This is a genomic window from Bdellovibrio sp. SKB1291214 (assembly GCF_002209355.2).
Classification (GTDB): Bacteria; Bdellovibrionota; Bdellovibrionia; order Bdellovibrionales; family Bdellovibrionaceae; genus Bdellovibrio.
This window is the reverse complement of the sequence record NZ_CP106855.1, coordinates 942,894-968,071: the sequence shown is the minus strand read 5'-3', so window position 1 is coordinate 968,071 and position 25,178 is coordinate 942,894. Positions and strand designations below refer to the sequence as shown.

Genomic DNA, 25,178 nt, shown 5'->3' with positions numbered 1-25,178 from the left:
GACCTGTGACAAGTATTTTCGGAAGAAACTGCCTGGAGTCATTGCGGCTCTTATTGAGACACCATATATCGTTCATAATTGTAATCTCTGAAGTATTTTGTCACAAAGTCAGGATTCTTCACCTAATCTAATATAGGTATGCCGAGGAAATAACAACCAAGGTAGGTTATGCCGTGAATACAAAGAAATCCAATGTTTCAAAAGACTTTACTGATTTTGTAGATTCCGGCGATGGATTGGTTGCTTCAGCTATGTTGCTTGAAAGGATTAAAAAAAGTGTTCCCCAATCCTTACCTGGTCTTCCTAAAACTTCTGGTGAGCCAGATAGTATTCGGCGGTGTTTCTCTTTTAGTATGCCATCAGTTTGGTGTAAATCCTTTTGGAACAGCTTGGTCTTTGTCTAACTGGTTTATGAATTTAGCTGGTCATAATTTCTGTATGTTTGCATGTGGTCTTTTTTATATGGCGGGAACAGTTTCTGTTGTTCAGTTTTTCTTATCGCTTGAAGAAGTTGATCTAATCGAAAAGAGACGTTTTTTGTTTTTTGGAACAGCGATCATGATTTCAATATTCAGCTTCTTGTTGTTAGGAGCGGATGTTGTGGGAACAATGGGATTAATTTGGGTTTTTGGCGCAGGAGTGGGAAGTGTGTTCTCTTTGGAGGCGGGCGCGCGCGTTCGTCCACTCTTCGCTTAAGCAGGTATTTAGTTGTGAAATGTCGACTAAGTTATTTAAAATTAAGTATCAATTTTAGAATTGCTTGCAAGCAACTCTCCAGTTCGGCTTTATCATCATGTATGCCTCGTCTATGATCCGCGTCCGAAAGATAATAAATATCAATGAGTTCGGATAAAGTCGACTGCAGTGTTTAAAAACAATTGTTAGGGAAAATATGCTGCGAGACGTAGTCTGGGCCCTACATCAGCTCGGAACTGTTGTTTCGACTAAACAAAAGAATGCCCATAGTGGACTGCGAGAAGACGGGAATATTTTTATTGCAGATGTTAGCGATTCTATTAGGATTGGCACAAATGAGCGGTGGGGGGAAGACTGTGCAAAGTTATTTGGATAAGAATTGCACAGCATTCTTATGCGGATTTTCTATAGTCTTAAAAGGCCGCCGCAAGTTTACTAAGTATAAGGTTATTTTGATTGTACTCGTCGTGGGTGAAATACACGGTGCCATTTCCCGATGTCTGAGATGTTAAAAAAATCATATAAATTGCCATTGGACTATTTAGTTTTATTTTTGTTGGTTTCCCAGGTGGATCAAAAGGTTTAGCGACAGTATTTTGTATCAAAGATAAATCCCATTCAGTTCCTTTCAAAAGATATTCCGCGAGTTCGATGGGGCGTTCAACTCGAATGCATCCCGAGCTTAACAGTCTATTTGGCTCAACAAAAAGGTCCCTTTGATTTGTATCATGAAGGTAAATGGAATCTGGGTTTGAAAGTTCGAATTTTGTTACTCCCAAGGTATTCATGTAGTGAGGCTTTTGCCTAATATAGAAAGTTTTGTCTGATTCGGGAGTGATGCTCTTCCAGTCGATAGTTTCTGGTGGGATGGTTGCGGTGAGATCTAGATTCCATACCTCGAAGAATTTTGATTCGAAATAAGGGCGTATTTGATCCTTGCGAAGTTTTTTTATTTCCTCGACTTTGTCTTCAAGAAATATTGTGGGAGGAACTATCCATGCAGGGTTTAATACAACCTGATAGAGATGGTCATGCATTGTAGGAGTTCTTCGATCTGCACGTCCATTGATTGTTCGAAAGCTCATCATGTAGTTATTGGGGCTGTCGTAGAGGGCAAGATAGTTTAAAGCTAGGTTTAGAAAAATGAATCGATCCTCAAGGCGTTGTGGTAACCAGCGAACTTTCTCTAAGTCTGCTTGAAGTTGCCGAAGTCTATCAGTGCAGGATACGGCGAAATATTTCCATAGAATGTCTTTTGGCCTAATTGTACCGTCTGGGGGCTCACGAAGAGTCCATTTTATAGTATTGATAGCTTTGACAAACTCGGCATCGACGGTGTTGTTATTGGAGGAAATATTATAATTGAGTGCTTTAAGTCGCATTTTAATGGTGGCTACAGAGCTATCCTGGCTTCCGATTTTCAGCAATTTTCTGCTTGGTTTAATCGTTGCGAATGTTCCGTTTTTACAAGAGTTATAGAGAGTTCTTACTCCTGCTTGCACTGATTTATAAAGAATATTCTGTGGAGCCATCTTTTCGATAAGAAGTTCAGGGTGTTGGTTGGTGGATACGACCAACGATTTGAAGGTTTCAAGTGGCACGAAACTTTTTCTCTTAAACTTTATATCAGGAGTGAGTTCCTCTGGGTTTACGCTGCCATTTGCCACGTTGTCTAAAGCTAGAAGGAATGACCGCTTCGCTAAAGCCCGTAGAGTCAGGCTATTTGAATTTTTCTTAAATACCTCTTCCATTGCCGGTGTCCAATAGTATGTCGGTTTGAGTCCGTGATTCCATAATAGGAGGAGGGTGTTTCTAATGTCTTTAGTGGAGTATACATCAAGCATGTCCAAATAGGGATTCTCAGTAGAAGCGGAAGAAGGAGTGGATGCTTTTGAGATTTCACTTAGAGAAACAATAAACAACAAACTTGCAGACAGTATTAAGGGTAAAAGCATCTTCGTATATTTCCTTGGGTGATTTTGCGCGCTCTCATCGTAGAGTTAAATTGCTTCTAGATGTGAGTCTATGACGATCCTATATTTGAAGATTTAGTGATTCGAGTATGAAAAAGAAGCTTTGGCATTTTACAAAATGATCTATAATTTAGGCGGTTAAGATAAACATGACAAATGGGATACTCCAAGTGTTCGCTAATGCAAGTTATCTGCATTGATCGAAAGGATTGAGCTAGTCCAGTCGACAAAATTCAGCGGAGAGTGCTAAATTACCAAAAAAGCACTTGATACTACTATTATTGAGATCTAAGGTCGATTTTGTGAAACGAAAGTATGAAAGATTCTTTTTGGGAGCTTTAGTATTTTGCCTTCTGACTGTGTTGGTTGGGAGTTCGGTTTTCATTCATACGGATGATGTAGGAAGTGCTTCTCAAGTCGGTGCTTCATTTAATATTTTACAAGGTGATGCCTCAACTAGCTTTTCCGATGTGGGTGATCCTTGTACAAGTGGATATTGTCATTTGGGTCATTGTGCAAAGCTAATTTTGCCAACATTCGTTTTCTTCTCATTTGAGCATAAAGTATTTGAACCGAAAGAATCAGAGCTCCGTGGAGCCCTTGAGCGTGTTCTTGAGGGGCCTTTTCAGCCACCTCGAGCTGTCTAGTTATTTTTTTTCGCTAAATAAAATTTAATAAAAATTTAAGGTGTATTATGTCTATTTGTTCGAGACTGGCCATCGTATTTTTGTTTGCTCCTGCAATCGCGTGGAGTAAATCTGATAAAGAATGTGGCTCTATTGTAAATTATAAACAGATTCTAGCATGTGCCGAAAGTAGATCTCCTGACGTTGTAAAAGCTGAACTATCAGTAAGCGAAAGATCTGCTCAGAAGGACGTAGCTGCGCAATTTCAAAACCCTGAACTTTCAGTGGTAGCATTGACCGGAGAAGTCGATTCTGAAAAGAAAAATGAAACAGATGTTTCGCTCTCTTTTCCAATTGAATTAGGCGGGAAAAGATCTGCCCGTAAAGAGATTGCCGGAGCAGAAGCTTCAAAGTCAGAAGTCGAACTCTTTCGAGCCAAAGCCGAAATTAGGAAAGCAGTTTTTCTTAAACTATTGCGATTGCGACAAATTGAAGGGGAGCTAAACCTCATTGATGAATCTCTCCAGACCTTTACAAAATTGGTAAAGCAGTATGAATCTCGCCCAACACTTTCGCCGGAACAGGAAGTTACTTTAACGGTCTTCAAGATCGCAAAAGGTGAATACAGTTTTAAGCGTATGGAGTTTGATGAGGAGCTTTCCTCTATTGAGGCCTTTTTCAAGATTACGACTGGACTTGAATTAGAAAATGTTAAAAAGGCCCTTCCGCCGCGGATTGAGAAGTGGCCGACTGTCAAAGCAGATAACCAAGACATAAGGAATTCACCACTGGTGTCTTTATACGACGCTGATATTCAAGTGGCGAGGGGTGAATTGAGTAAAGCCCAAAGCGAGTCTTGGCCAACCATGAGTCTTGGACCTTCGGCAAAATTTTCACGTGAGAGTGGCCGAGAGTATCAACAATGGGGGCTTAATCTTAGTATGCCATTGCCATTGCTAAATGTGAATGGAGCAGGGAGAACAGTGGCAAGCATCTCTGTAAAGTCAGCCGAGCAAAAGAGAGAGCTGGCTGTCCTAAAGCTCGAGTCTGAGCGTAATTCTTTAAAAAAATCATATCGCAAGTCGGTGGTTGCTTTGGAAGAAACACCTAACGGGCATACGCTTGAAAGTAAGCACAAGAAAGTGGAAGGGTTGTTTTTGAGAGGACTGGTTCCAAGCTCTCTAGTGATTGAGGCTCATCGTTCATTGGTAGATTTCGAAAAAACTCGAAATGAGAGAGAAATGAGAGCTGTAGAGTCTTATTTGGATATTCAAGTCATTGATGGGGATATCACGGGGATAGAAATATGAAAAAGATTGTAGTGGTTATTCTAGTTTTGTTTGGTGGAACTATTTCTGCCGCTAAGGAAAATCTTCAGAATCAAGAAGCCCAAGAAGCAGGTCATCATCATGATGAAAAGACCAAAGAGGGGCATACTCATTCAAGTGAAGGCAAGGATCATGAGAAAGAGGACGAGGATCATCATGATGAACATGGAAATGAAGATGGCGCTCACGGTCAGCATGAAGAAGAGAGCTCTAGTATCGGTCCGGACAAAGGAATAACGACATATAGTGAGGCGGACGGCTTCAAATTGTCTCCAGAAGCAGTTAAGAATTTTGAACTACAGACATTCAAAATAAAAAATGTTGAGCCGTGGAATATTCCGAATTCCTCTGTTCTGTATTCTGGAGAAGAAATTAATATTTATCGTATGCGTAATGGATTCTTTAAAAGAATTGATTTTTCTATCGTATCTAAGGGCGCAAAAGAGATGAAAATCAGAACTCCGGAGCTAAAATCCGGTGACGAGATAGTCATACAAGGTGTCGCATTTCTTAGAACTGCTGAAATTGTCGCAACTGGCGGAGCCCCTGAGGGGCATAGCCATTAAGGTTTAAATTCATGATTAATAAAATTATTCATTTTTCAGTTTATAATCGAACGCTTGTCTTACTTTTTACAGGTATACTTGCATTCGCGGGTTTCTATTCATTTCAGCATCTTCCAATTGATGCGGTACCTGATATTACGAACAATCAAGTGCAAATTAATACCACAATTGAGGGGCTGGCACCTGAGGAAATTGAGCGAGCCATAACTTTTCCTGTCGAATCTTCTATGAGGGGGATTGCGGGAGTTCTCGAGGTTCGTTCCATTACAAGATTTGGCTTGTCTCAAGTGACTGTTGTTTTCAAAGACGCAGTGGATGTCTATCGCGCTCGTCAAATGGTAACGGAAAGATTGCAAGGTGTTTTGTCAGATCTTCCGAAAGGCGCGGAGGCGAGGCTTGGCCCTATTTCTACGGGACTGGGAGAAATATTCCAGTATACGTTGGACTTTAAAAAACCAGCAGAAAATTCAGAAGAGCGTCTAAAGCAACTTATGGAGATTAAGGCTCTTCAAGACTGGTTTGTTAAACCTAGGCTGTTGACCGTTGAAGGTGTTGCGGAAATTAATACGACTGGTGGATACGAAAAGCAATATCATGTGCAACCAAATATTAAAAAGATGGCTTCTTATGGAATTCATTTTGAAGATATCGTGGAATCTCTTGAGAAAGTTAATAAAAATGTTGGCGGTGGTTATATTGCGCAAACCGCGGAACAATTCTTAGTTCAAGGCGTGGGGCTATTTAAGACTGCTAGCGATATTGAAAAAGTACCAGTTAAGCAACTGGATTCTTTCCGTATGGTTCGCATCGGCGATGTTGCAGAGGTTAAATTAGGAAAAGAATTAAGAACAGGCGCTGCAACTCATAACGGGCGTGAGACGGTTTTGGGCACGGTTATGATGCTTCTTGGGGAGAACAGCCGAACTGTTGCTACAAGGGTTAAAGACAAGGTAGATGAGATCAAAAAAAATCTTCCCCCCGATATCGAGATGGTGACCGTTTATAATAGGTCGGATTTGGTAAATGCTACTCTGGGAACGGTTGAGCACAATTTGATGATGGGTGCTACTCTGGTAATCGTGGTGTTGTTTTTGCTGATTGGAAATATCCGCGCAGCAATTATTACAGCGGTTACAATTCCATTATCTCTCTTGGCTACGTTTCTGATCATGAAGCCATTGGGAATATCTGGAAATTTGATGAGTTTGGGTGCCTTGGATTTTGGTATAATCGTCGATGGAACTGTCATTCTTATTGATAATTGTGTTCGGTATGTTCATGAGAGAAGTAAAGAGTATGGCCGTAAGCTAACAAGGGATGAGGTTCAGGCTGCGGTCTATGAGGCTGCTGTTGAAGTACGTGTCGCTGCAGGATTTGGCGAATTGATCGTCGTAGTAGTATTCCTTCCAATTTTTGCTTTAACCGGAGTTGAGGGTAAGATGTTTGGGCCTATGGCTGCGACGTTCGCAATTGCGGTCGCATCTGCTCTAGTGTTGTCGTTTACGACCGCTCCAGCGCTTGCATCTTTGATTTTGAAAGGTAACTCTGAAGACAAAGAACCTAAATTCATGGAATGGATACGCAGAGCCTATAAACCATTGTTTGAGTTGTCATTTAAGCACAGGGTGGCGACTTTAGCGACAGCGGTGATTGCAGTGATTGTCGGAGGAGTATTGTTTGCAACTCGCGGGGCAGAATTTTTACCTCAGTTGAGTGAGGGTTCATTTGCATTTCATATGATCCGCCCGGTTAATTTAAGCCTTGATCAGTCAATCGCCTTTCAGCAAAAGGCCGATAAAATTGTTAAAGGTTTTCCGGAAGTTGATAATGTATTTTCCCGTATCGGTACCAGTGAGGTGGCAACTGATCCTATGGGCGTCAATATCTCCGATACATATATTATGCTCAAAGATAAGTCCGAATGGCCAAAATCTAACAATGGCAAACGTCATTCCTATGAAACATTGGTGAATGCGCTAGTTGCGCGACTTGAGAAAGAGCTTCCAGGTCAAAATTATCTGGCATCACAGCCTATCCAAATGCGATTCAATGAACTGCTTGAGGGTACTAGAGCAGATGTTTCGGTAAAAATATTTGGTCCTGACTTACAGACAAATATGAATTTAGCAAAAGAAGTTCAAGGAATTGTCTCTAAGGTGGCTGGGGCAGGCGACGTCGAAGTTGATCTAGCGGGAACAAGTCCTGTTCTTAGAATTCAACCGAATGAAGATGCGATACAGAGATATGGTGCCAACATTTCGGATGTTTTGAATACTGTCTCCATAGCACTTGGGGGACAGGAGAGCGGTTTCCTATATGAAAACGAAAGAAAATACCCAATCGTGGTTCGTTTGGGTGACGATGAGCGCTCAAATTTAAACACCATCAGGAATTTGCCGGTTGGCTTGGGTACAAATTCGACGACTCCGCTTTCGAACTTAGCTACATCTAAATTTTCTGAGACATTTGGGTCTATCAATCGAGAAGATTCAAATCGTCGCTCTGCAGTTCTTATCAACTTAAGAGGTCGTGATACAGAAAGCTTCGTTAACGAAGCGAAGCAAGTTGTTGAACAGAAGGTCAAATTACCTCAAGGTTATTATCTACAGTGGGGTGGCAACTTTAAAAACTTACAAGAGGCTCGTAGCAGATTATTGGTTCTGACTCCAATTGCGCTTATTTTGGTGTTGTTAATGATCTATGCAGCATTTAGAAGTGTCGGCCAGACAATGTTGATTTTCTCATGTATTCCGTTTGCACTTGTCGGCGGGGTCGTGGGGTTAATTGCGAATGGACTTCCCTTCAGTATTTCCGCCGGAGTCGGATTTATCGCCTTATCAGGGATTGCGGTATTAAATGGAGTGGTATTGGTGAACTATTTTAACCAGCTCAAGAATCAAGGCAAGACTGGCAAAGACTTGGTAATGACGGGCACGTTGATTCGATTGCGACCTGTATTAATGACTGCATTAGTTGCGATCTTTGGTTTCTTGCCAATGATGCTTTCAACCGGAATTGGTGCTGAAGTTCAACGACCTCTAGCTTCTGTCGTAATCGGAGGAATTGTTTCATCGACAATCTTAACTTTGATTGTTTTGCCAACACTCTATTCCATCTTTGAAAAGAAATTTATTGGCCGAGTGGCTCACTAGGAGATCTATATGAGTAAGGCTTGTTGTGGCTCTGATGAACAGGGAGCCAATAGAGTTTCAGGAAAAATGGATCTAGATTTGCCTGCCGGTACTGTCGAATCTACATTCAAAGTCAGTGGAATGGACTGCGCTGATGAGATTGCCGCGATTCAAAGCTCATTGAGGATAGAGCAAGTTTTCAAGGTTGAGGCTAAATTGATGTCCTCAACGGTACAAGTTTGGTATTCACCGCAACTTGATGAAAATGAAATTCGCAGATTGATTAATAAGTCCGGCGTAAAGGTAGTTGATCCAAATAAAAATGCCAAGTCGATATCGGGGCAACGTATTGCACTGGTTATTGCATCTGGAGTTTTGGTAGGATTGGCAATACTGATTAGTTTTTTTGCAAAAGAATTGAATTTGCTGACCATCGTTCTTTGTTTGGTCTCCATTTTCTGCGGTGGCCTTTTGGTTTTTCCAAAAGGCCTTCGGGCAATTCGGCAAGGACATTTGGATATGAATGTTCTTATGACGGTTGCCGTAGCTGGTGCTGTGTATCTTGGAGACTACACTGAGGCGGCAATGGTAGTGTTTTTGTTCGCATTCTCTGAGCTATTGGAAGCCTTTAGTGTGGTAAGAGCTCGCAAAGCGATCCAAGAAGTTATTAATGTTAGCCCAAAAGTTGCGCTTCTAAAAGCCGCTAACGGTGAATTGAATAGTGTACCAGTTGATAGCGTAAAGGTTGGTGATACGGTCGTCGTACGAGCCGGTGATCTTTTCCCAACAGACGGGAATGTCATCTCTGGAAAAACAGAGGTCAATCAGGCCCCATTAACCGGAGAGTCAACTCCCGTTAAAAAGCGAGAGGGTGACAGTGTTTATGCAGGAACCGTAAACCTATCTGGTTCAGTGGAAGTTCAGGTTACTAAAATCTTAAGCGATTCAAAAGTTTCACAAATAATTAGAATGGTAGAAGATGCGCAAAAGTCGAAAGCCCCTTCACAGAGATTTGTTGATCAGTTTGCGAAGGTTTATACACCAGCGGTATTTGTTCTAGGTCTTTTGATTTGTTTTGTTCCTCCAATATTCTTTGGCGGACGTTGGGAAGATTGGATTTACAAGGCTTTAGTTCTTCTTGTAATCGCCTGCCCGTGTGCACTGGTAATTTCTACTCCAGTGTCGATTGTATCGGGACTCACTGCAATGGCTCGTAGGGGAGTTCTGGTTAAAGGTGGAATATTTTTAGAGACTCTAGGCAGATTGAAGGCGGTTGCTGTCGACAAGACAGGGACGATTACGGAGGGCGTGCCACAGGTTTTGGTTTTAAAGAAATGGAATCAACTTCAGGAAAATGAAATCATCAAGATCGCTGCTTCGATCGAAAAGCTATCAAATCATCCCCTGGCCCAAGCAGTTGTTCGTTATGCAGCAAAGAGTGGGGTTTCTGTTGTGTCAGTAGAGCAAAGTCACACTGAGCAGGGGCGTGGTATCTTTGCTACCGTCGAGGGTCATGAGTATTTTCTTGGAAACCATCGTTTCACTCATGAGCTAGGTGTTTGTTCGCCCGATTTGGAGAAATATCTTCAGTCGTTGGAGGAGCAGGCTATGTCGGTTGTTGTGGTGGGACATAAGCCTCATGACAATTGTAGCGGCGAAGTTCTAGGAGTTTTCGGAATCGGTGATAAAATTCGAGAGGAAGCCAAAGGCGCAATTCAAGATATTCACAAGGCAGGCTGTGAAGCAGTCGTTATGCTTAGCGGAGACAACAATAGAACTGTATCGGCTATCTCAAAACAAGTAGGCATTGATAAGGTCTTTGGAGAGCTTTTGCCTGATGGCAAAGTCAGCAAAATCAAAGAGTTGGTTTCGGAATACAAATATGTCGGAATGGTTGGCGATGGAGTAAATGATGCCCCAGCTTTGGCGCAAGCATCGATTGGTATTGCAATGGGTGCCATTGGAACGGATGCTGCAATTGAGACTGCGGATGTTGCTTTGATGAAGGACGATCTTCGTCAGCTTTCAGTTGCCATCATACAAGGAAAACGCACGTTGGGCATTATTCGATTTAATATTGGATTTGCTCTTGTTCTCAAAGCGATCTTTTTGATTTTAGCATTAAGTGGTTATTCGAGTATGTGGATGGCGATAGCTGCCGACACTGGTGCGACATTGATAGTGATTATAAATGCGCTAAGACTTCTAAAAATTAACGACTAATCAAAGTTTGGAGATTGGAAATGAAAAATAGAACGATTTTATTTGCGGCTATTTCGATGCTACTTTCTGGTTGTGCTGGGCAAGTAGTAAAGTACGACTCTGATACTGTAAAAAGTGGGGTCATCAAGGTTGCTCTTGGTTCGAAAGAAAATGTTCACGTGAGTGATAAGATTTATTTGCTTGAGCGTAAATGTGTTGAAAAAACTCCAAAAGTGCCTCTTTGCAAGTTTGAACCAATCGGAACGCTCACGGTTAGAGAAGTTAAAGATACTTATTCGATCGTTGAACCGGATAGAGATCTCATTTTCAAAGAGGGTTATTACTTTAAGTTTGCGATGCATTGTGAAGGTAATGCCGAAAAATGTAGAGATGACGGGGCCATTGATTCAAAGAGCAAGTAAAAGAAAAGTATAGTTTTAGGAATTCCCGTTTACGCTCGAATATTTATTATGACTTCGAGTAGTTTGCGGTACTTATTTCGCCGACCATCTCGCGGCCTTTTTTAAGGCCGCATCTGATTTTAAACACCTTAATAGTTACTTTAGTCGCCTTGAACCGGGGTCCAAGTTTTCGAAATTTCTGAAACGGCCAATGCATTCAAATAGGCATCATTCACTTCAGAAATAGCAACGGACTTCTTTGATACTTGATTTTGATCAAATGGTTTGTACATGAACGTTACCTGTTCATTATCCATTGCTATTGTTTTCACAAAATCTAATGACATCATATTTGTCGGGCGCGGCCCAACACCGCCACCGCCCACACCAGCAATTGAACTAACCGGAATCAAGAGCAAAGTAAGAAGCATTATCTTTTTCATTAGTTCTGCTCCTTTCTGAAGTAAGGCTCAATTGTTAAAGTATCCATGAAGCCACTCACGATTAATGGAACTTCACCTGGGTTATTTTGGATGACCTCACCCATGTCTGCAAGGAATTTCTCGTAGATATCCATAGCAAGGCCATAGCCCGTTTTGCTGACAGATTCTGACATTAGAGCGAAGCCATTGAAATCGTGATCGAGTTTGAAAAACATCTTCGTTAAATCGGGAAGGTGCTTTCTGATTAGCTCTTTGGATGGGCGAACATCTGTCACTAGAGCCGTAATGATACCATCTGATTCAATCTTCAAGAATTCGTTAGATACAAGTGAATCAAGCGCCATCTCGCCCATAAGGCCAAGTAAGCGACTGATTTCATTTTTGTGAATTTTAGTGCGATTCGCGGACATCAAGTAAACGACAAACGGAAGATACTCATCAATGCTCTTTTCTTTTTCAAGCAGAGGAGTACAGCTATCAATGTATGTTGCTTTCTCAAGGAATGAATAATTGCTGAGGAGGAATTTTTGAATACCATTCGAAGATACGAAATGTGTTTTCAAATCTTCAATTGAAGACTTTTGAGAAACAGCCATTAGAATCTTTAGCATGTTATCTGGAAGGGGCGAGCGGTCGTCGTTGCACAATCTGCGCACGCATGACTCACTAACTCCAGCAGCACGCGCTAAAGCAGTCACACTACGACTCTCTTTTGCTGATAGCCAAGTGTCGATCTGACCCTTAACCTCAGTGACCAAGTTCGCTCGATCCAAATAACCCCCAGGAATAGTGTCGAAATAGCCCCTTCAATGACACATATCAACAGAAATCGTCGTCGTGACGACGGATTTCCATCAAAAATCTGTTTATTTGCTTATGGCAAATTCTTTACGCTCCGCTTAATCGTCGCGGCGACGGATCTTTAATCTCCCGAAGTTCGTGGTTTCTTTAAGGCTGAAAAGCCCATACCACTAGGCTCACAAGGCAGGCGCATTCCGCGCCAGTTCCAAAAACCGAACTGATCGAATGGATGTTGAAAATGAGATTTTTCGGCGAGGGCATTGTATTGCCTGAGATCAGCAAAACACCAAGGAGGTTAAGAAAAATAACAAACCAAATAATGGTCATCAATCGGGTCGCGTGACTGGGGGAAAATCACTTACGCGGTTACTAGGGAGTATAAAAAAATCGGGGAATTTCGTCACAGGTCTTTTTGCAATCCAAAAAGATATGACGAGAGAGGAGTGGGAGAAAATGGAGAGCAAAAAAGTAAATAGCAAACACAAAGATCAAATCTACTGGGACGGGAAATATTAATGTCGCGCACTTTCAAGGACAAACGAGAAGTCAAAGTGAAGAGAAAGAAGTTCAAGCAAGTGCTTTGGACGAAGAAGTTCGAGATCAAGAAACTCGAAGGCGATGAAGAAAAAAACCAAGAGTTGGATTTCTGTCCTGAATGCAGTTTTCCGACAGATTTTGAATCGGGTCTTCTTACTTGTTCAAAATGTGGCTGGGGGAATTTCTATCCTGCAAATGGATTGGAAGAAGATTTTGAACCATTAGAATATCCAATGGCGGCGTAAAGAGGAGGTGTCAGTGACTTTTAATCAGAACGTTATTCCTTTAAAGAAGCTCGATAAATTTGCCCTCTGTCGGGGAACTATGGGGCCAGATGATGAACTCATCGAGTACGAGCAAGTAGGCGTTGCTTATCTAAAGCCGGGCTCCAAAACATTCCGAATTAAACTTTGGATGTTCCCGAATGAACAATATTTCCTTTCTCCTTCTAACGATAAATCCACGGCGTACAAAATCTTGTCTTTGGAAGAATTTGAATCTCAATTGAAAGAGAAGAAGGCTTCTTGGCAATGCATTGGGAAAGGGGATTTCGTCGGATTGCATATCAGGATGAAGTTCAATCTTTTGTCTGAAGAGGTTTTTCTGTGTCTTTTTCCTGATGAGAAGCAAGCAGAGGAGTTCTATGCTGCAAGCTAGGAGCTTCAAGAAAATCGACTTGGTGAAAGTAGCTTTGGTTATCTTACTTTTCATGTTGAGCATCTTGATGATTCCTATTGTTGCGCAAGCAAGTGTCGAATCCTCGCTCATGGGAGTTCAGACAAAACTTACGAGGGTAATCCTGCCTGTTCTTTCCGTAATTGGAATTGCTCTTGCCGGGCTTTCCTTTATTACCGGGCACGAGAACGCTAAGAAACACATTATCTATGCGATCATAGGAACTGCCATTGGATTTGGGGCTCAGTCTATTGCAGACATGATTTCCCAAACGGTCAGGTAGCTATGAGTAATAACGATGAATTACTTACTTCAAATGTGCCGCGAACCCTAGAAACAAAAAGCAAAATTATGGGATTTGAATTGTCTGATGTGCTGATTTTGCTTCTGAATCTTTCGATTCAAAATCTGATTTTCGGGAGCACTCCGGTCAAGATTCCAATGGTCTTTGGAACGAGTGCTGTTATTGGGCTTATGCTTTTCTTTTTTAAGAAAGGGAAGCCTGAAAACCATATTCGACACTATTTTGAGCATTTGCTTGCTCCAACTGTACGCTCGGCGAATGGGACCGATGAAAACTATCGTATCAAGAAAGGGGAATTGAATGAGTAGCAACGCTTTATGTGAGTCGCTTCCATATTGGGAGTTTGAATCTGGTTCAAACCCTCATCTTTTACTTTGGGATGGATCGCTATCAAGTGGAATCGAAATCGTTCCAAAAGATATTGGCTGTCTGGATGCTCCTGCCATTAACCAAATCACTTTGAATCTAAGGACGTTGGTTAATTCCTTGCCGGAGAAGATGACGGCCCAAGTTTGTGTAAAGGTAGAGGCTGAATTCGGTGATGTTCTGGAGAGACACTCGAATCTTAGAATTACAGATAATGAGTTTTTAATGACTTTGGATGATGATCGTATCAGTGAGTTAAGTGGCCAAGTTCAGCGAGAGGAAGTTTATCGCCCGAGGGTTTTCTTTTTCCTGAAAACCGAGTCGCCTGAAAAGCCATCTGCACTCGCCCTGAAGAAAACACAGAAGTTTGCTGTGACGTACGGAAATGACATGTCGTCAGCGATTCAAAGTTTAATGCAGGCTTTGCAGAATGCTCAATCAATTTTGGGTTCAGCGGGCTTCCAGAGCAAAGTTCTATCTCGTGAACAATTGATTTCACTTGCATACAAACACTTAAATCCAAAAAGGTCCCGGGAAGTAGATGCTCCGACAATTGCCGCGAGACCCGAGTCGCTGGAGAGCGAGTCTCCGAGAAATCAATTGATTTTCGGAGATTTAATTCTTAATCAAGAGGACTTTGTTTTGGATCGAACTCTTACAAGGGTTTTGACGCTAAAAACTCTCCCGGAATCAACATTTGCGGGCATGATGAGCCTCTTTGCAAATGTAGCATTCAAATACGAAATGATCTTTTCTTTCCATATTCCAGATCAGGCCTCAGAGATTAAAGGCTTAGAGCAGAAGCGGCGTATGGCTCACTCGCTTACAACTAATAACCATGGTCGTGTAAGTGATTTGGAAGGCGAATCTCGCCTCGCACAGACTACTGATTTGATTAGGGAGATTATTGATACTGGCCAAAGAGTGTTCGTCGGTGAACTGCTATTGATACTTCGTGAGGAAAATACGGCCCAAGGGAACAAACGAATTAATCTTCGCAGCAAAGAAATCCTGTCATGCTTTAGGAAACTCAGTGGAGCAGAGGGAATTCAAGAAACTGTTGGAGCCTGGAAGATATTCTCGAATGAGCTCATAGGAAGTCCTATGGCGCTTGTTCGTGGCAAAAAGATGAAGTCAAACAACTTGGCTGACTTTCTTCCCCTGTATGGAAGTGATGCCGGGGATGATCGACCACTGGTGCTGACTCATACTCGGTCGGGTTCTCTTTATGCACTTGATTCGTATGATTCCAAACTAAATAACTACAACTCATTAGTGACTGGTTCTAGCGGCGCAGGGAAGAGTTTTACCAACAATTTCTTCATGCTTCAGCAAATAGCTCGCGGAGTGAAGCTTTTCGTTATTGACGTTGGAGGAAGTTATAAAAAGCTAACGAATATTATGAAGGGTCAATACTTTGAAATCAATTTGACCGCTGAGTATGCCCTTAATCCCTTTCAACTTCAGAATCCCGGAGAAAAAGTTTCTTCGGAACGCATTAAGGCTCTAGTTAATATCATAGAGCAAATGATCGTAGATGAAGGGGAGAAGCTTCTACGTTTTGACCGTGTTTTGATTGAGGAGGCATTGGCGGCTGTATTCGAGGATATTCGTACTAAGACTCCTCAGAGATCGCCACAGATTTCTGACTTCGCTAGACATTGTGAAAAGTCTAAGGAGGAGACTCTTAAGCGTATTGGAAAGCTTTTGTATCCTTGGATTGGAAACAGTGCCTACGGCAAGCTCATTGATCGTCAGGGGAAGATTAATGCTGATAGTCCTGTAGTTGCTTTCGATTTGAAGGGGCTTGCGCAGTATCCTGATCTTCAGTCAGTCGTAACTTTGATTCTCACGGGATTTATTTTGGATCAGGTGGAGTTAAACAAGGGCGTACCAAAGCGTGTTTTGCTTGATGAAGCTTGGTCCTTCCTTCAGAGCAAAGCCGCAAGCACGTTCATGGAGTATGCGGCGAGAGCCCTCAGGAAAACGGGCTCAGGAATCACGTTTATTACTCAGGGAGTTGAAGAGATCGTTGAGAGTGCGATTGGTTCGGCAATTCTTAATAACACGGCAACCAAAATGATTCTTCAGCAACAAGGAGACACAAAGATATTGAAAGAGGCTCTGCGCTTAAAATCTCAAGAGGTTCGATTAATTGAAAGTTTAGATCGTAGGAAAGGCGCCTTTAGCGATGTTTTTGTGATGAATGGAGACTCAAGGCAAGTGCTGCGAATCCAACCGTCGCCAGTGGAATACTGGATTTCAACGAGTGATGCTTCTGACAACTGCTATTTGCAAGGAATTATAGATAGTGGCGTCTCGCTTGAAGGAGCAATTCTGAAAGCTGCGAAAGAAGCTCCTTTTGGAGTTGATTCATCGGCGACAAAGGTGGCTGCGTGAGGAGGAGGCTTCTTGCATTGCTAGTGTCATCTATGATGTTGCTGGCGCCAATGTCAGCACGTGCTGATCTTTTTGGCGGGGATGTTGTCGTCCTAACTCAAATCCTGGTCCAAACCATTCAAACGGTTATTCAGTTGAAGTCCATTCTTTCAAATGGGCAGGATACTTTGAATTTAATGAGGGATTTGAACTCTGGAGTGCGATCCGGCCTTGATGTCATTCGAATTATCAATCCGAAATTCAATCCCGGAGTCTATGGTGACTTGAACAACTCAGATTCGGTTTTGCGTGCGATACAAGAGGTCTACGGGGAAGTCCCTCGTGGAATGGACCAGGATCTTATGACTTCGCAGGATCAGAGTGTTGCCGAGACTATCTCCATGAATAGAAGGCTTTACGACTATGCTGATGAAGTTGATCGGGAGCGTGAGCGGATACTATATCACTCTCAAGTCGTAAGCCCTCAGGGAGCTGGAAAACTTCAGAATCAGGCTCTGAGTGTCTTGATCGGAGTAACGACTCAGTTACTGCGTACTCAAAGTCAGATGCTAAAGCTCCTCGCACAAAACATGGCGATGGAGAACCGTAGGGAAAAGATTCAGACAAAAGGGTTTCAGGAAAACTATCGAGACCTGTCTGATGGCCTTAAGAAGCTTCCGACGGAAACTAATCTTCCACGTCTGCAAGGTGGTGGCTAGTGATGCCCAATATGGATGTACTTGGCTCTTTGATTCGGGATTTGCATCACATGCTTGCGAACCTCTTCTATGTTGCACTACCTGTTGCGATTTTGCTGTCTGTTTGCATCAGCTTCGTTAAAGGTGGAAGTCCTGACTACATGGATATAGTTCGAAGGGCGTTGATAGCGACTCTTCTGCTTGTCTCATTTCCTGAAGTTTCAGGCTGGATTTTGGATATCTGCGATGGGCTTGCAGGAAAGATTGATTCAATGGCTGGATTAGATGCCTTCATGAAGATGGCGGAGGAAAAATCGAGAAGCTATGCAGGAGCGCAGAGTGTTTTACTACTGAAGTTTAACGATCTGTTTATAGCGGTTTTGAGTTTTGCTAGTTACGTGATCCTTTACGTCGCCAGATATTTGACGATTGCTCTGTATTACTTCTTTTGGGTGATGCTGTCGGTTCTTTCGCCGATTCTGATCCTTTGTTACATATTCCCTGCAACTGCGGGAATTACGAAAGGACTGTATCGGGGATTAATCGAAGTCGCCTCTTGGAAAATTATATGGGCTGTGCAGTCGGCTATGCTTGCGGCCTTATCGGTAGGAAACATCTATAAGACTGAAGGATCGTATATCACGCTGACAGTTCTCAATTTTGTAATTGCGATTGGTCTGCTCTGTACGCCGATGCTCGTAAAATCAATTGTTGGTGAGGGCTTGCAAAGTGCAGCTTCAACAATGGGCACTGCCGCTGCGGCAGCTATGATCGCAATTCCAACTAGGGCTATCAAGGTTTCGACGACATCGAGGGAGGTTCTCTCAAACAGCTTTAAATACTTTTCATCTAAGAATTAAAAAAGGAGGTAGAAATTATGGAAACTAAATCACTGATTATTAAAAACTATCCGAAGATTGTGCAAGAGTTTGCGCGTGAGAACTTTGACCTTAAAGTTCTTTCGGCAGCGCTTTTGGCAATTCTCTTCATCATGTCGGGCCTGATTGCCTATTTGGTTAAGAGAGGCCCAGAGGTAATTGCGCTTGATGCGACTGGTGCTGTTGCAAAGCTCGAGTTAAAAATTACTGATGCGCAGATTGCTTCCGCGATTGAAGAGTATCTTTCATATCGCTACAAATGGACTCCAGACACTGTTGCTTTTCAGATGAAGAAAGCAGAGGTCTTTATTGACCCGAGCCTAATTCCTTCGTTTCAAAAGGCGATGTTGGATGTTCAAAAGTTTGTTAAAGAGAAGAAGGTGAATCAGAGAGTCTATCCGAGCGATGTCAAAGTCGACTTGAAACAGATGAAAGTCACGGTTTTGGCGGACCGAATTACCGAATTTGACAGTTTGAGTGCAGCAACAAAGCTGAAGGTAGTTTTTGATTTCTCATCGGGAGATCGAACAAGTCTGAATCCTTGGGGGATTTACATCCGTAAGGAAACTGAAGGGGAAATCCGTTGAGGGTTGCTTTCCTAATTCATTTCGCTGCTATTTTCCTGACGTGTCATTCGTTCGCAAACATCAAAACTCTGACACCAAAGACTGATGAAATTGTCGATATCAAGACTGCTCTTGGTATCGCAACTATCGTGCAAATGCCTGAAACAGTTCAGTCCGCTATTTCGGGAGACCTGTCTGCGTATCGCATTGAATATTTAGATCAAGCGGTAACGATTAAGCCATTGCGTGGTAGCGCAAAGACGAATCTGTATCTTTTTACGAAGTCTCGTAGGTACATACTTCGTCTTGCCGTGGTTCCTCAAAACCTTGCTAACTACGTTGTTTATATCAAGAACAGAGACTCTGGGACGGTCCTACGTTGGACGAGTAATGGGAAGACTGTCTCAACTCCTGATCTCTCAATGAAGCTTTTGAGGACCTCCACTACAGCAGACGGATTCGTGCTTTTGGATGCTGAGGTAACCGCGAAGGCTTCACAAACTCTGTTGCCGGCAAACTTTTGGATTTGGCAAGGAAAGGACTCGAAGCCAATCCAGAGTCTTTTTCTTTCACGCAAGGAATTGCGGAAAGGCCAACAGTCTATGATTGGCATTTCAATTAGAAAGGCTGATCTCAAAATTCAGGAAGTCGTGTTGGAACTTCAAACTTCTTCTAAAAACCTCAGAATTGAGATTCCCAAGGAGGCCCTATAGAACTAATAGCTAAGCTAAAGGCGATATTTATTCGGAAGGGTAGTTTTGGCTCAAAGATTGAATTGAACCTGTCTTCATTCAAGTGGTTGGGGATTGTGGGTTTGGCGGTATTTGTAGTCGTCGTTTTGTTAATGCCTAACGAGCTTCCGGTAGAATTCTCTGAGAAGATCGAGCCATCAATCGAACCGGGAATTGAAAGCTCCCGAAATACCCAGGCCAAATCTGATTCGAAACAACTCTGGTCAGCCCCCAAGAGAGAAAGCTTTGGAGTAGGAGGCGACAGCAGACAAATTAACTATAATACGGCAATGGTCATTGGATCAGGTCGAAACGCGAAATCGAGACTTCATCCAGGATTAAGATTGCCTCTTCGGATTTTAGATAAGGTCGTCGTGTCGCAAGAATCGGTTCCGGTTCTCGCTGAGCTGCTTATGGATGGAGAGACTGAGTCTGGTTTAAAGCTTCAAGCAGGGACGAGGTTTTATGGAGAGGCCACCTTTATTAAAGGAAGTGATCGGGCCTTAATCCAATTTAAACAAATCTCCCTCCTAAATGGACTGATGAAGCCGATAAATGCTAGAGCACTTGGAAAAGATGGGCAGGTCGGAATTTCGGGAAGAGTCTATTCCGATGGAACTAAAAACACGGCGGGGCAAGTAATTACATCTTTCGTAGGTGGGCTTGCGGCTGGCAGCGTGCAGACAGACATTTTTGGCAGATCTCAAGGTGGAATTGGAAATGGGATTCTGACTGCTGTAGCTGAAACGGCGAGAGGCAAGGCTCAAACTTATGGAGAGAACCTAAAAGCAGAGCGCGAGTGGATTGAGCTTCAGCCGAACTCTGAATGTGATGCTCAGTTGTCCGAGGCAATGGATCTACAATCAGGATCGTCAATTGAACAATAATAACGATAGCAAAGAGCTATTCGGGATTGTCATGTTGATTGTTCTATTTGTGGTACTGGCGTTTCATAATTTGGCGCCGCAAATACTGAGTGCCATTGTTAGACACCGATATATAACTGCATCAGTCATATCGTTTGTGGTCGTATTTTTTTTCGCGAAGTTTAGAACTGAGTTTGCTGAAAGGTCGAAAGCGAAGGAGGTCAAAACCCGCCTGAATCGTGTTACTGCGAAGGATAGCATTTTCCTTGGGACGTCGGTAGAGCAGAAGCCAGTCTACATTCCACTGACGGCAAGACGGATGCACACGCAGATTGTCGGAACGACAAATGCCGGAAAAACGGAGTCGGTGATTTTGCCTTGGGCAATTGATGATATCAAGAATGGCCGAGGACTTATTTTGATTGACGGAAAGTCTGACAAGGGTTTGTTGGACAAATTATACGCCTATGCTGTGAAGTATAAGCGATCTAAAGATTTCAGGATGTTATCGCTAGTAAATCCGGAAACGAGTTCAAGTATTAATCCATTAAAGGGGGGATCTGCTGACGAAGTGACGGAGCGAATCTTTGCTGCGTTCTCTTTTGAAGATGAATATTACAAAAATCTTCAATACGAGATCTTAAAGCAGACTCTTTATTTGTTTGAAGGAGCTGAAGTGATTCCGACTTTCAATAAATTGATTCAGGCAATTACGAATCCATCAGTTCTTATGTCTTTGGCGAATTCTACTGACGACCCAGGTTTAACGGCCTGGGCGGATCGCTTCGTTGCTCTGTCAAAAGAAGATCGGGAAAAGAGAACGAGTGGCCTAGTTAATCAGTTGGGACATTTTACCTCGGGGGAAACGGCGATTCTCTTTAACTCTGACATGCCCCAGATCGACATTGAGCATGTGATGCGTGAAGGATTGATCGTATATTTCCAATTGCCTGTTTTAAAAACTCCAACACTCGGAAAGGCAACAGCCAAGTTGGTACTTCAATGTATCCAAAGCTCAGTATCAAGTCGGCATTTGGATGAAGACAAGAGCTTCCCATTTTTTGGTGTCTATCTGGATGACTTTACCGAGTACTTGATTCCGAGTTTCGTCAGCCTCCTAAATAAATCTAGAAGTGCAAATGTTGGAATCACTTTTGCGCATCAAGCTCAGGGAGACCTTGGTGCATTGGGTGAGGAAGTGAAGAACACAATCCAGACAAATTCAAACCTAAAAGTTTTCATGCGAACGAATGAGCCTGAAACTGCTGAGTATTTTTCAAGACTGATCGGAACCAAAGAGGGAACCAAGATGACTGAGAGAGCCAAGAAAGGATTGTTTGGAAGTGAGATGACTGGAGATGGGTCAGTACGTGATGTCGAGGAGTTCATTTATCATCCCAATACCTTCAAGAAAGAACTTGGTACGGGGGACGGAGTTATTGTCGTTCCATTTAATGACGGTGCATTTACGGAGCGCCTGAAGTTTCAAATGCAACCCGATTTGAAAGCACACAAGCTTCCTCGGATTGCGAAGGCGAAAGTTGAGTTCATTGAACTTAAAGGTTCTCAAAATAGATCTTCAATATTGGAGGCAAGCTGAAAGGAGGCCAATTGAAAATACTTATCTTGTTTTATGTTTTTGTAGCCGCGGGCTGCGTAAGTAAATCGCCATGTGCGAACAGTAGCGACGGCTTCGGTGCGATTTATGATCCTGTGCGAGGATGTTCGATTAGAGTCAGGCAGGTGGTAATCGGTTATGAGTTGGAGTTGCCAAAGTCTTTAGATTTCAATCTCTCTGAAGTGAAGTGGAGTTATCAGTGGGTAGAGACTAATTTTCATAATGGTGTTTTGGAGTTGGGGCACTTTGCATTGGTCCCGATGGGGACTGGAGTTCTGAATAGTGAGAAGTAGTTCCATTGAAGAGGCGCTGCTGCTTTCGAAGAAGTTCGGTTTCATATCAAAAGCTGTCTTTTGGGATTTCTATTGCTCAGAAGGAAAGTCAGTCCGCTATCAAAATTGGAGTGAGCTTAAAAACTCATCTTTTTTTACAGCTTATTCGAATGGTTCGGGAGTTCCTGATTTCCTTTCGCTGAGTTCAAAGGGGAAGCAACGAATGGGACAGGATTCTATCGGCCAGATTGTTCCAACCTATTTGCTACATGATGAGATTGTTATGCGATTTTATCTTCACCTCAAGAATCAGCAGATGTTGAGGCAAAGCTGGTCAGAGGCTGAGCTAAAATCGGATCGAGTTATTGCTGTAAAAGGATTGGGAGATGGAATTATCTCCAAGCTACCAGACTTACTTTTTGATGTAACGGGAGGTAGCAATTTCATTCGTTGCGCTCTCGAGATCGAGCGGACAAGGAAATCGCAAGCTCGGTATAAAACCATGAGGCGAGCATATCAAAGAGCACGAAATGTAGACTTGGTTCTCTTCGGTGTTGCGGACGAGAAAATCGAAATGGTGATTTCGGAAGAATTTAGGTCGGGTGGATTGAGCTCGGCGAATCAAGAGATCGGATTTTTTGATTTGGATGATTTCTCTCGGAGGCATTTGGATTGTGAGCTTCGGATTGCGGGACGGAAAACCATTCTGAGGAAGTTCTTCAATTCTCTGGCGGTATCGGTGAAGAGCGCGCCGGAAAATCACCGGAATGTTTCCGGCTGATTTTCAAGAAAACTAGGGATGCTGAAATGCGGGTAAGTATTCGGAGTTTGAAGAGAAACAGGGGACTTCCTCCCACCTCCATCCCCCTCCTACGGTTCGTGACCCCTCCCTCCCTACGAGAGAAAGGGGTCACGAAACGGGGGATGGAGCTGAGAGGAAGAGGAGATGAGAGATAGATAAAAAATATTTAGATAGATACAAAACACAAACACTTGAAATTATAAGAGGCAGGTAGCTGAAGTGCTGTTGAGATTAAAAAAACAGTTTTAGATTTAGTCATTGATAGGCTTCGAATTGAAACAGTGGGGCTACCTACCTCATATAATTTCAAATTCTGCGAATGATGGATGCTACAAGCGGCGCATCCCGATTTTGAATACGGGGAGGTAAATACATGGAAGAAAAAGAGGAGTTAGTAACGAAGATCACCATAACGAAGCAAGCCGAAGAGGCAGTCAGTCAAATTGTGGCTCGTGTTAATGAGGGGTTTGATGCGGGGAGAGTAACGAGACAAGATGTAGCAAGTTGGGTTTTGACACGATTCAATGAGACATGTGGCGATGGTGACGTGCACCAGATCAGGGCTGAGTTTTTCAATGAAATTGCCTTGTTGGAGAACATTTTGAAGAAAGCCAAACTAAGCGGTTCAGTCCCAGAAGAATTAAAGTTGGCATTGATGGGGCAGGCCAATATAAGTCTTGGTGGCGCTAAAAAGAACAAGAGAGGCTTGACTAATAAGTTGACCAATGGTCAACATGATGAAAGTGGGGATGCGGCGTGAGTCCAAAGAGATTTAGAGAAATTCGTTTGGGATTGGACTTAACCCAGGATGATGCTGCCCTCATTCTTGGAGTGGCGGATAAGACTGTTATCAGTCGATATGAGGCCGGAGGTCGCCGTCCAAGTAATTTGATGAGTGCGGTGATGGAAGTGCTGGCGTTGCTTCCAAAGAAGGAGTCACAGAAGCTGATTGATCTATTGCTAAAACAAATGAGCAAGATCAAGGAGGACTCTGGTGAGTAGAAGGAAGAGCCCAAAGGACCCTAAGGTAGGGCCTCATGGAAGTTTGGTTCTAGCTACTTATGAAAAGGACCAGAGACCTCATGACTTTAAAAGGTCTTCCGAAGTCCAGTCTTTGATTTCTGAGATGATAGTCCTAGCGCATAAGCGGGGACGGTTAAAAAAAGAAAGAGAGGAGTTACTCGATGTCGCTTAGAGTTGCCGCATATGTTCGTGTATCAACGGAAGAGCAAGCCCAAGTTGTTGAGGGTTCTTTAGACAATCAGAAGTACAGAATGAAAGAGTTCGTTAAAGCAAAAAACTTCGACGGAACTTGGGGAGCTATTGTCGATTATTATGTCGATGATGGTTACTCGGCCAAAGATACAAAGCGTCCGGCTTATCAGCGAATGCTTTCTGATTTGCGCAAAGGCAAAGTAAATTTAATTTTAGTCACGGACCTTTCTCGCTTATCCCGGAATATTCAAGATTTTAGTAATTTACTTTCGTTTCTTGAATCCAATAAATCAAAATTTCTTTCAATGAAGGAACAGTTCGACACAAGTACTCCATCGGGAAAAATGATGATCTTTAACATGATCAATTTAGCGCAGTTTGAACGTGAGCAAACGGCAGAGCGCGTGGCTCTAAATTGCCATGCCCGAGCGATGCGTGGTTATGTCAATGGCGCGAAAGCGATTTTAGGTTTCAAACATTCCCCGGATAAGCCGGGGGTACTTCAAGAGGACCCTGAATCCGTCGACAAGGTAAGAACAATCTTTGAAAAATTCCTGGAGTTTGGTTCTCGAGGTGAAACGATTCGATTCCTTCACTCTGTGAAAATATTTACGAAAACTGGAGGGCGTTGGACTCCAGAAGGTCTTGGGAATCTCCTTAGTCATGCAGCATATGTTGGAATGAGAGAAGTGAATCGAGGGAATAAATCTGTTGAACAGAGTGAATTGAAGTCATGGCAAAAGTACAAGCAAGTTAAGGCAAGTTGGCCTGCGATTATTGATCGAGAGATATTTGATCGAGCGCAAGTGATGTTGAAAGAAACGGCTAATTACTATCGCCAGAGGAGATCAGGTTCTGAGCGTCGAGTTTTCTTGCTATCTGGAATGCTAATTTGCTCTGAGTGTGGGCGTCCATTGATGGGGCAGACTGCGCACGGGAAAGCAGCAAAGTATCGTTACTATATTCATAGTCTAACTGGACCGGTATCAACATGTACAATTCAGAGGTATAAGGCTGAAGAGTTGGAGTTATTTGTTACTGATCACATTGTTCAGGGGTTGGCTGAGGCTGGGTATTTTCAGGATTTATCAAACAAGATAAAAA

The 25,178-nt window shown here is 42.8% G+C and carries 25 protein-coding genes and 1 pseudogene; 23 read left to right on the top strand and 3 right to left on the bottom strand.

Annotation, left to right across the window (positions count from 1 at the left end; translation table 11 throughout):
* Nucleotides 1-231 precede the first annotated feature (231 nt).
* Nucleotides 232-696: a hypothetical protein gene (locus B9G69_RS04780; protein ID WP_265437983.1), complete on the top strand. Its 465-nt coding sequence runs from the start codon at nt 232-234 to the stop codon at nt 694-696.
* A 413-nt stretch (nt 697-1,109) separates the two neighbouring features.
* Here the strand turns inward: B9G69_RS04780 and B9G69_RS04775 are convergent, their stop codons facing one another.
* A complete protein-coding gene (locus tag B9G69_RS04775) occupies nt 1,110-2,540 on the bottom strand; it encodes a L,D-transpeptidase family protein (protein WP_416220929.1) in 1,431 nt (476 codons plus the stop codon).
* A 431-nt stretch (nt 2,541-2,971) separates the two neighbouring features.
* On the opposite strand from B9G69_RS04775, the gene B9G69_RS04770 reads away from it, so the two are divergent.
* The 6 genes from B9G69_RS04770 to B9G69_RS04745 are packed head-to-tail and all read left to right on the top strand — an operon-like array spanning nt 2,972 to nt 10,944.
* Complete coding sequence (locus B9G69_RS04770) at nt 2,972-3,316, top strand: hypothetical protein (protein ID WP_088616669.1); 345 nt, start codon at nt 2,972-2,974, stop codon at nt 3,314-3,316.
* 47 nt (nt 3,317-3,363) lie between these two features.
* A complete protein-coding gene (locus B9G69_RS04765) occupies nt 3,364-4,605 on the top strand; it encodes a TolC family protein (RefSeq protein WP_088616670.1) in 1,242 nt (413 codons plus the stop codon).
* On the top strand, nt 4,602-5,189 hold the full coding sequence (locus B9G69_RS04760) for a hypothetical protein (RefSeq protein ID WP_088616671.1): 588 nt from the start codon (nt 4,602-4,604) through the stop codon (nt 5,187-5,189). Before B9G69_RS04765 ends, B9G69_RS04760 begins: the two co-directional genes overlap by 4 nt.
* Nucleotides 5,190-5,200: 11 nt before the next feature.
* A complete protein-coding gene (locus B9G69_RS04755) occupies nt 5,201-8,341 on the top strand; it encodes an efflux RND transporter permease subunit (RefSeq protein WP_088616672.1) in 3,141 nt (1,046 codons plus the stop codon).
* Between the two features lie 9 nt (nt 8,342-8,350).
* A complete protein-coding gene (locus tag B9G69_RS04750; RefSeq protein WP_088616673.1) occupies nt 8,351-10,543 on the top strand; it encodes a heavy metal translocating P-type ATPase in 2,193 nt (730 codons plus the stop codon).
* Nucleotides 10,544-10,563: 20 nt separating this feature from the next.
* Nucleotides 10,564-10,944 (top strand): hypothetical protein, encoded by a 381-nt coding sequence (locus tag B9G69_RS04745; protein ID WP_088616674.1) that lies wholly within the window; start codon nt 10,564-10,566, stop codon nt 10,942-10,944.
* Between the two features lie 140 nt (nt 10,945-11,084).
* Here B9G69_RS04745 and B9G69_RS04740 read toward each other — a convergent pair whose 3' ends face one another.
* The gene (locus B9G69_RS04740) at nt 11,085-11,366 is read right to left on the bottom strand and encodes a hypothetical protein (RefSeq protein ID WP_088616675.1); all 282 of its coding nucleotides are present in this window, start codon (nt 11,364-11,366) and stop codon (nt 11,085-11,087) included.
* On the bottom strand, nt 11,366-12,139 hold the full coding sequence (locus B9G69_RS04735; RefSeq protein ID WP_088616676.1) for a hypothetical protein: 774 nt from the start codon (nt 12,137-12,139) through the stop codon (nt 11,366-11,368). Before B9G69_RS04735 ends, B9G69_RS04740 begins: the two co-directional genes overlap by 1 nt.
* A gap of 579 nt (nt 12,140-12,718) precedes the next feature.
* Between B9G69_RS04735 and B9G69_RS04730 the strand changes: the two genes are divergently transcribed.
* The 16 genes and pseudogenes from B9G69_RS04730 to B9G69_RS18160 all read left to right on the top strand — a co-directional run.
* A complete protein-coding gene (locus B9G69_RS04730; protein WP_141096967.1) occupies nt 12,719-12,949 on the top strand; it encodes a hypothetical protein in 231 nt (76 codons plus the stop codon).
* A gap of 13 nt (nt 12,950-12,962) precedes the next feature.
* On the top strand, nt 12,963-13,361 hold the full coding sequence (locus B9G69_RS04725) for a hypothetical protein (protein WP_088616678.1): 399 nt from the start codon (nt 12,963-12,965) through the stop codon (nt 13,359-13,361).
* Nucleotides 13,348-13,662, top strand: coding sequence for a TrbC/VirB2 family protein (locus B9G69_RS04720; RefSeq protein ID WP_176401000.1), 315 nt, complete (start codon nt 13,348-13,350; stop codon nt 13,660-13,662). Before B9G69_RS04725 ends, B9G69_RS04720 begins: the two co-directional genes overlap by 14 nt.
* A gap of 2 nt (nt 13,663-13,664) precedes the next feature.
* A complete protein-coding gene (locus tag B9G69_RS04715; protein ID WP_088616680.1) occupies nt 13,665-13,991 on the top strand; it encodes a hypothetical protein in 327 nt (108 codons plus the stop codon).
* The gene (locus tag B9G69_RS04710; protein WP_088616681.1) at nt 13,984-16,449 is read left to right on the top strand and encodes a TraC family protein; all 2,466 of its coding nucleotides are present in this window, start codon (nt 13,984-13,986) and stop codon (nt 16,447-16,449) included. Before B9G69_RS04715 ends, B9G69_RS04710 begins: the two co-directional genes overlap by 8 nt.
* A 17-nt stretch (nt 16,450-16,466) precedes the next feature.
* A complete protein-coding gene (locus tag B9G69_RS04705; RefSeq protein ID WP_141096968.1) occupies nt 16,467-17,147 on the top strand; it encodes a hypothetical protein in 681 nt (226 codons plus the stop codon).
* Nucleotides 17,147-17,986 carry a hypothetical protein gene (locus B9G69_RS04700; protein WP_141096969.1) on the top strand — a complete coding sequence of 280 codons (840 nt, stop codon included), beginning with the start codon at nt 17,147-17,149 and terminating at the stop codon, nt 17,984-17,986. The genes B9G69_RS04705 and B9G69_RS04700 overlap by 1 nt, the downstream gene beginning before the upstream one ends.
* Nucleotides 17,987-18,003: 17 nt before the next feature.
* Nucleotides 18,004-18,591 carry a TraE/TraK family type IV conjugative transfer system protein gene (locus tag B9G69_RS04695; RefSeq protein ID WP_088616684.1) on the top strand — a complete coding sequence of 196 codons (588 nt, stop codon included), beginning with the start codon at nt 18,004-18,006 and terminating at the stop codon, nt 18,589-18,591.
* On the top strand, nt 18,588-19,283 hold the full coding sequence (locus B9G69_RS04690) for a TrbG/VirB9 family P-type conjugative transfer protein (protein WP_088616685.1): 696 nt from the start codon (nt 18,588-18,590) through the stop codon (nt 19,281-19,283). The genes B9G69_RS04695 and B9G69_RS04690 overlap by 4 nt, the downstream gene beginning before the upstream one ends.
* 392 nt (nt 19,284-19,675) lie before the next feature.
* Nucleotides 19,676-20,188, top strand: a complete 513-nt coding sequence (locus B9G69_RS04685) for a hypothetical protein (RefSeq protein WP_265437982.1) — start codon at nt 19,676-19,678, stop codon at nt 20,186-20,188.
* Entirely contained in the window at nt 20,133-21,767 is a 1,635-nt protein-coding gene (locus B9G69_RS04680) for a type IV secretory system conjugative DNA transfer family protein (RefSeq protein WP_088616687.1), read from the top strand. The genes B9G69_RS04685 and B9G69_RS04680 overlap by 56 nt, the downstream gene beginning before the upstream one ends.
* Before the next feature lie 11 nt (nt 21,768-21,778).
* On the top strand, nt 21,779-22,078 hold the full coding sequence (locus tag B9G69_RS04675; protein WP_088616688.1) for a hypothetical protein: 300 nt from the start codon (nt 21,779-21,781) through the stop codon (nt 22,076-22,078).
* Entirely contained in the window at nt 22,068-22,838 is a 771-nt protein-coding gene (locus B9G69_RS04670) for a hypothetical protein (protein ID WP_088616689.1), read from the top strand. The genes B9G69_RS04675 and B9G69_RS04670 overlap by 11 nt, the downstream gene beginning before the upstream one ends.
* A gap of 394 nt (nt 22,839-23,232) precedes the next feature.
* On the top strand, nt 23,233-23,619 hold the full coding sequence (locus B9G69_RS04665; RefSeq protein WP_088616690.1) for a hypothetical protein: 387 nt from the start codon (nt 23,233-23,235) through the stop codon (nt 23,617-23,619).
* Nucleotides 23,616-23,861 (top strand): helix-turn-helix domain-containing protein, encoded by a 246-nt coding sequence (locus tag B9G69_RS04660; RefSeq protein WP_088616691.1) that lies wholly within the window; start codon nt 23,616-23,618, stop codon nt 23,859-23,861. Before B9G69_RS04665 ends, B9G69_RS04660 begins: the two co-directional genes overlap by 4 nt.
* Before the next feature lie 182 nt (nt 23,862-24,043).
* Nucleotides 24,044-25,063 (top strand): annotated as a pseudogene (locus B9G69_RS18160) (recombinase family protein); the annotation flags it as partial.
* Nucleotides 25,064-25,178 lie beyond the last annotated feature (115 nt).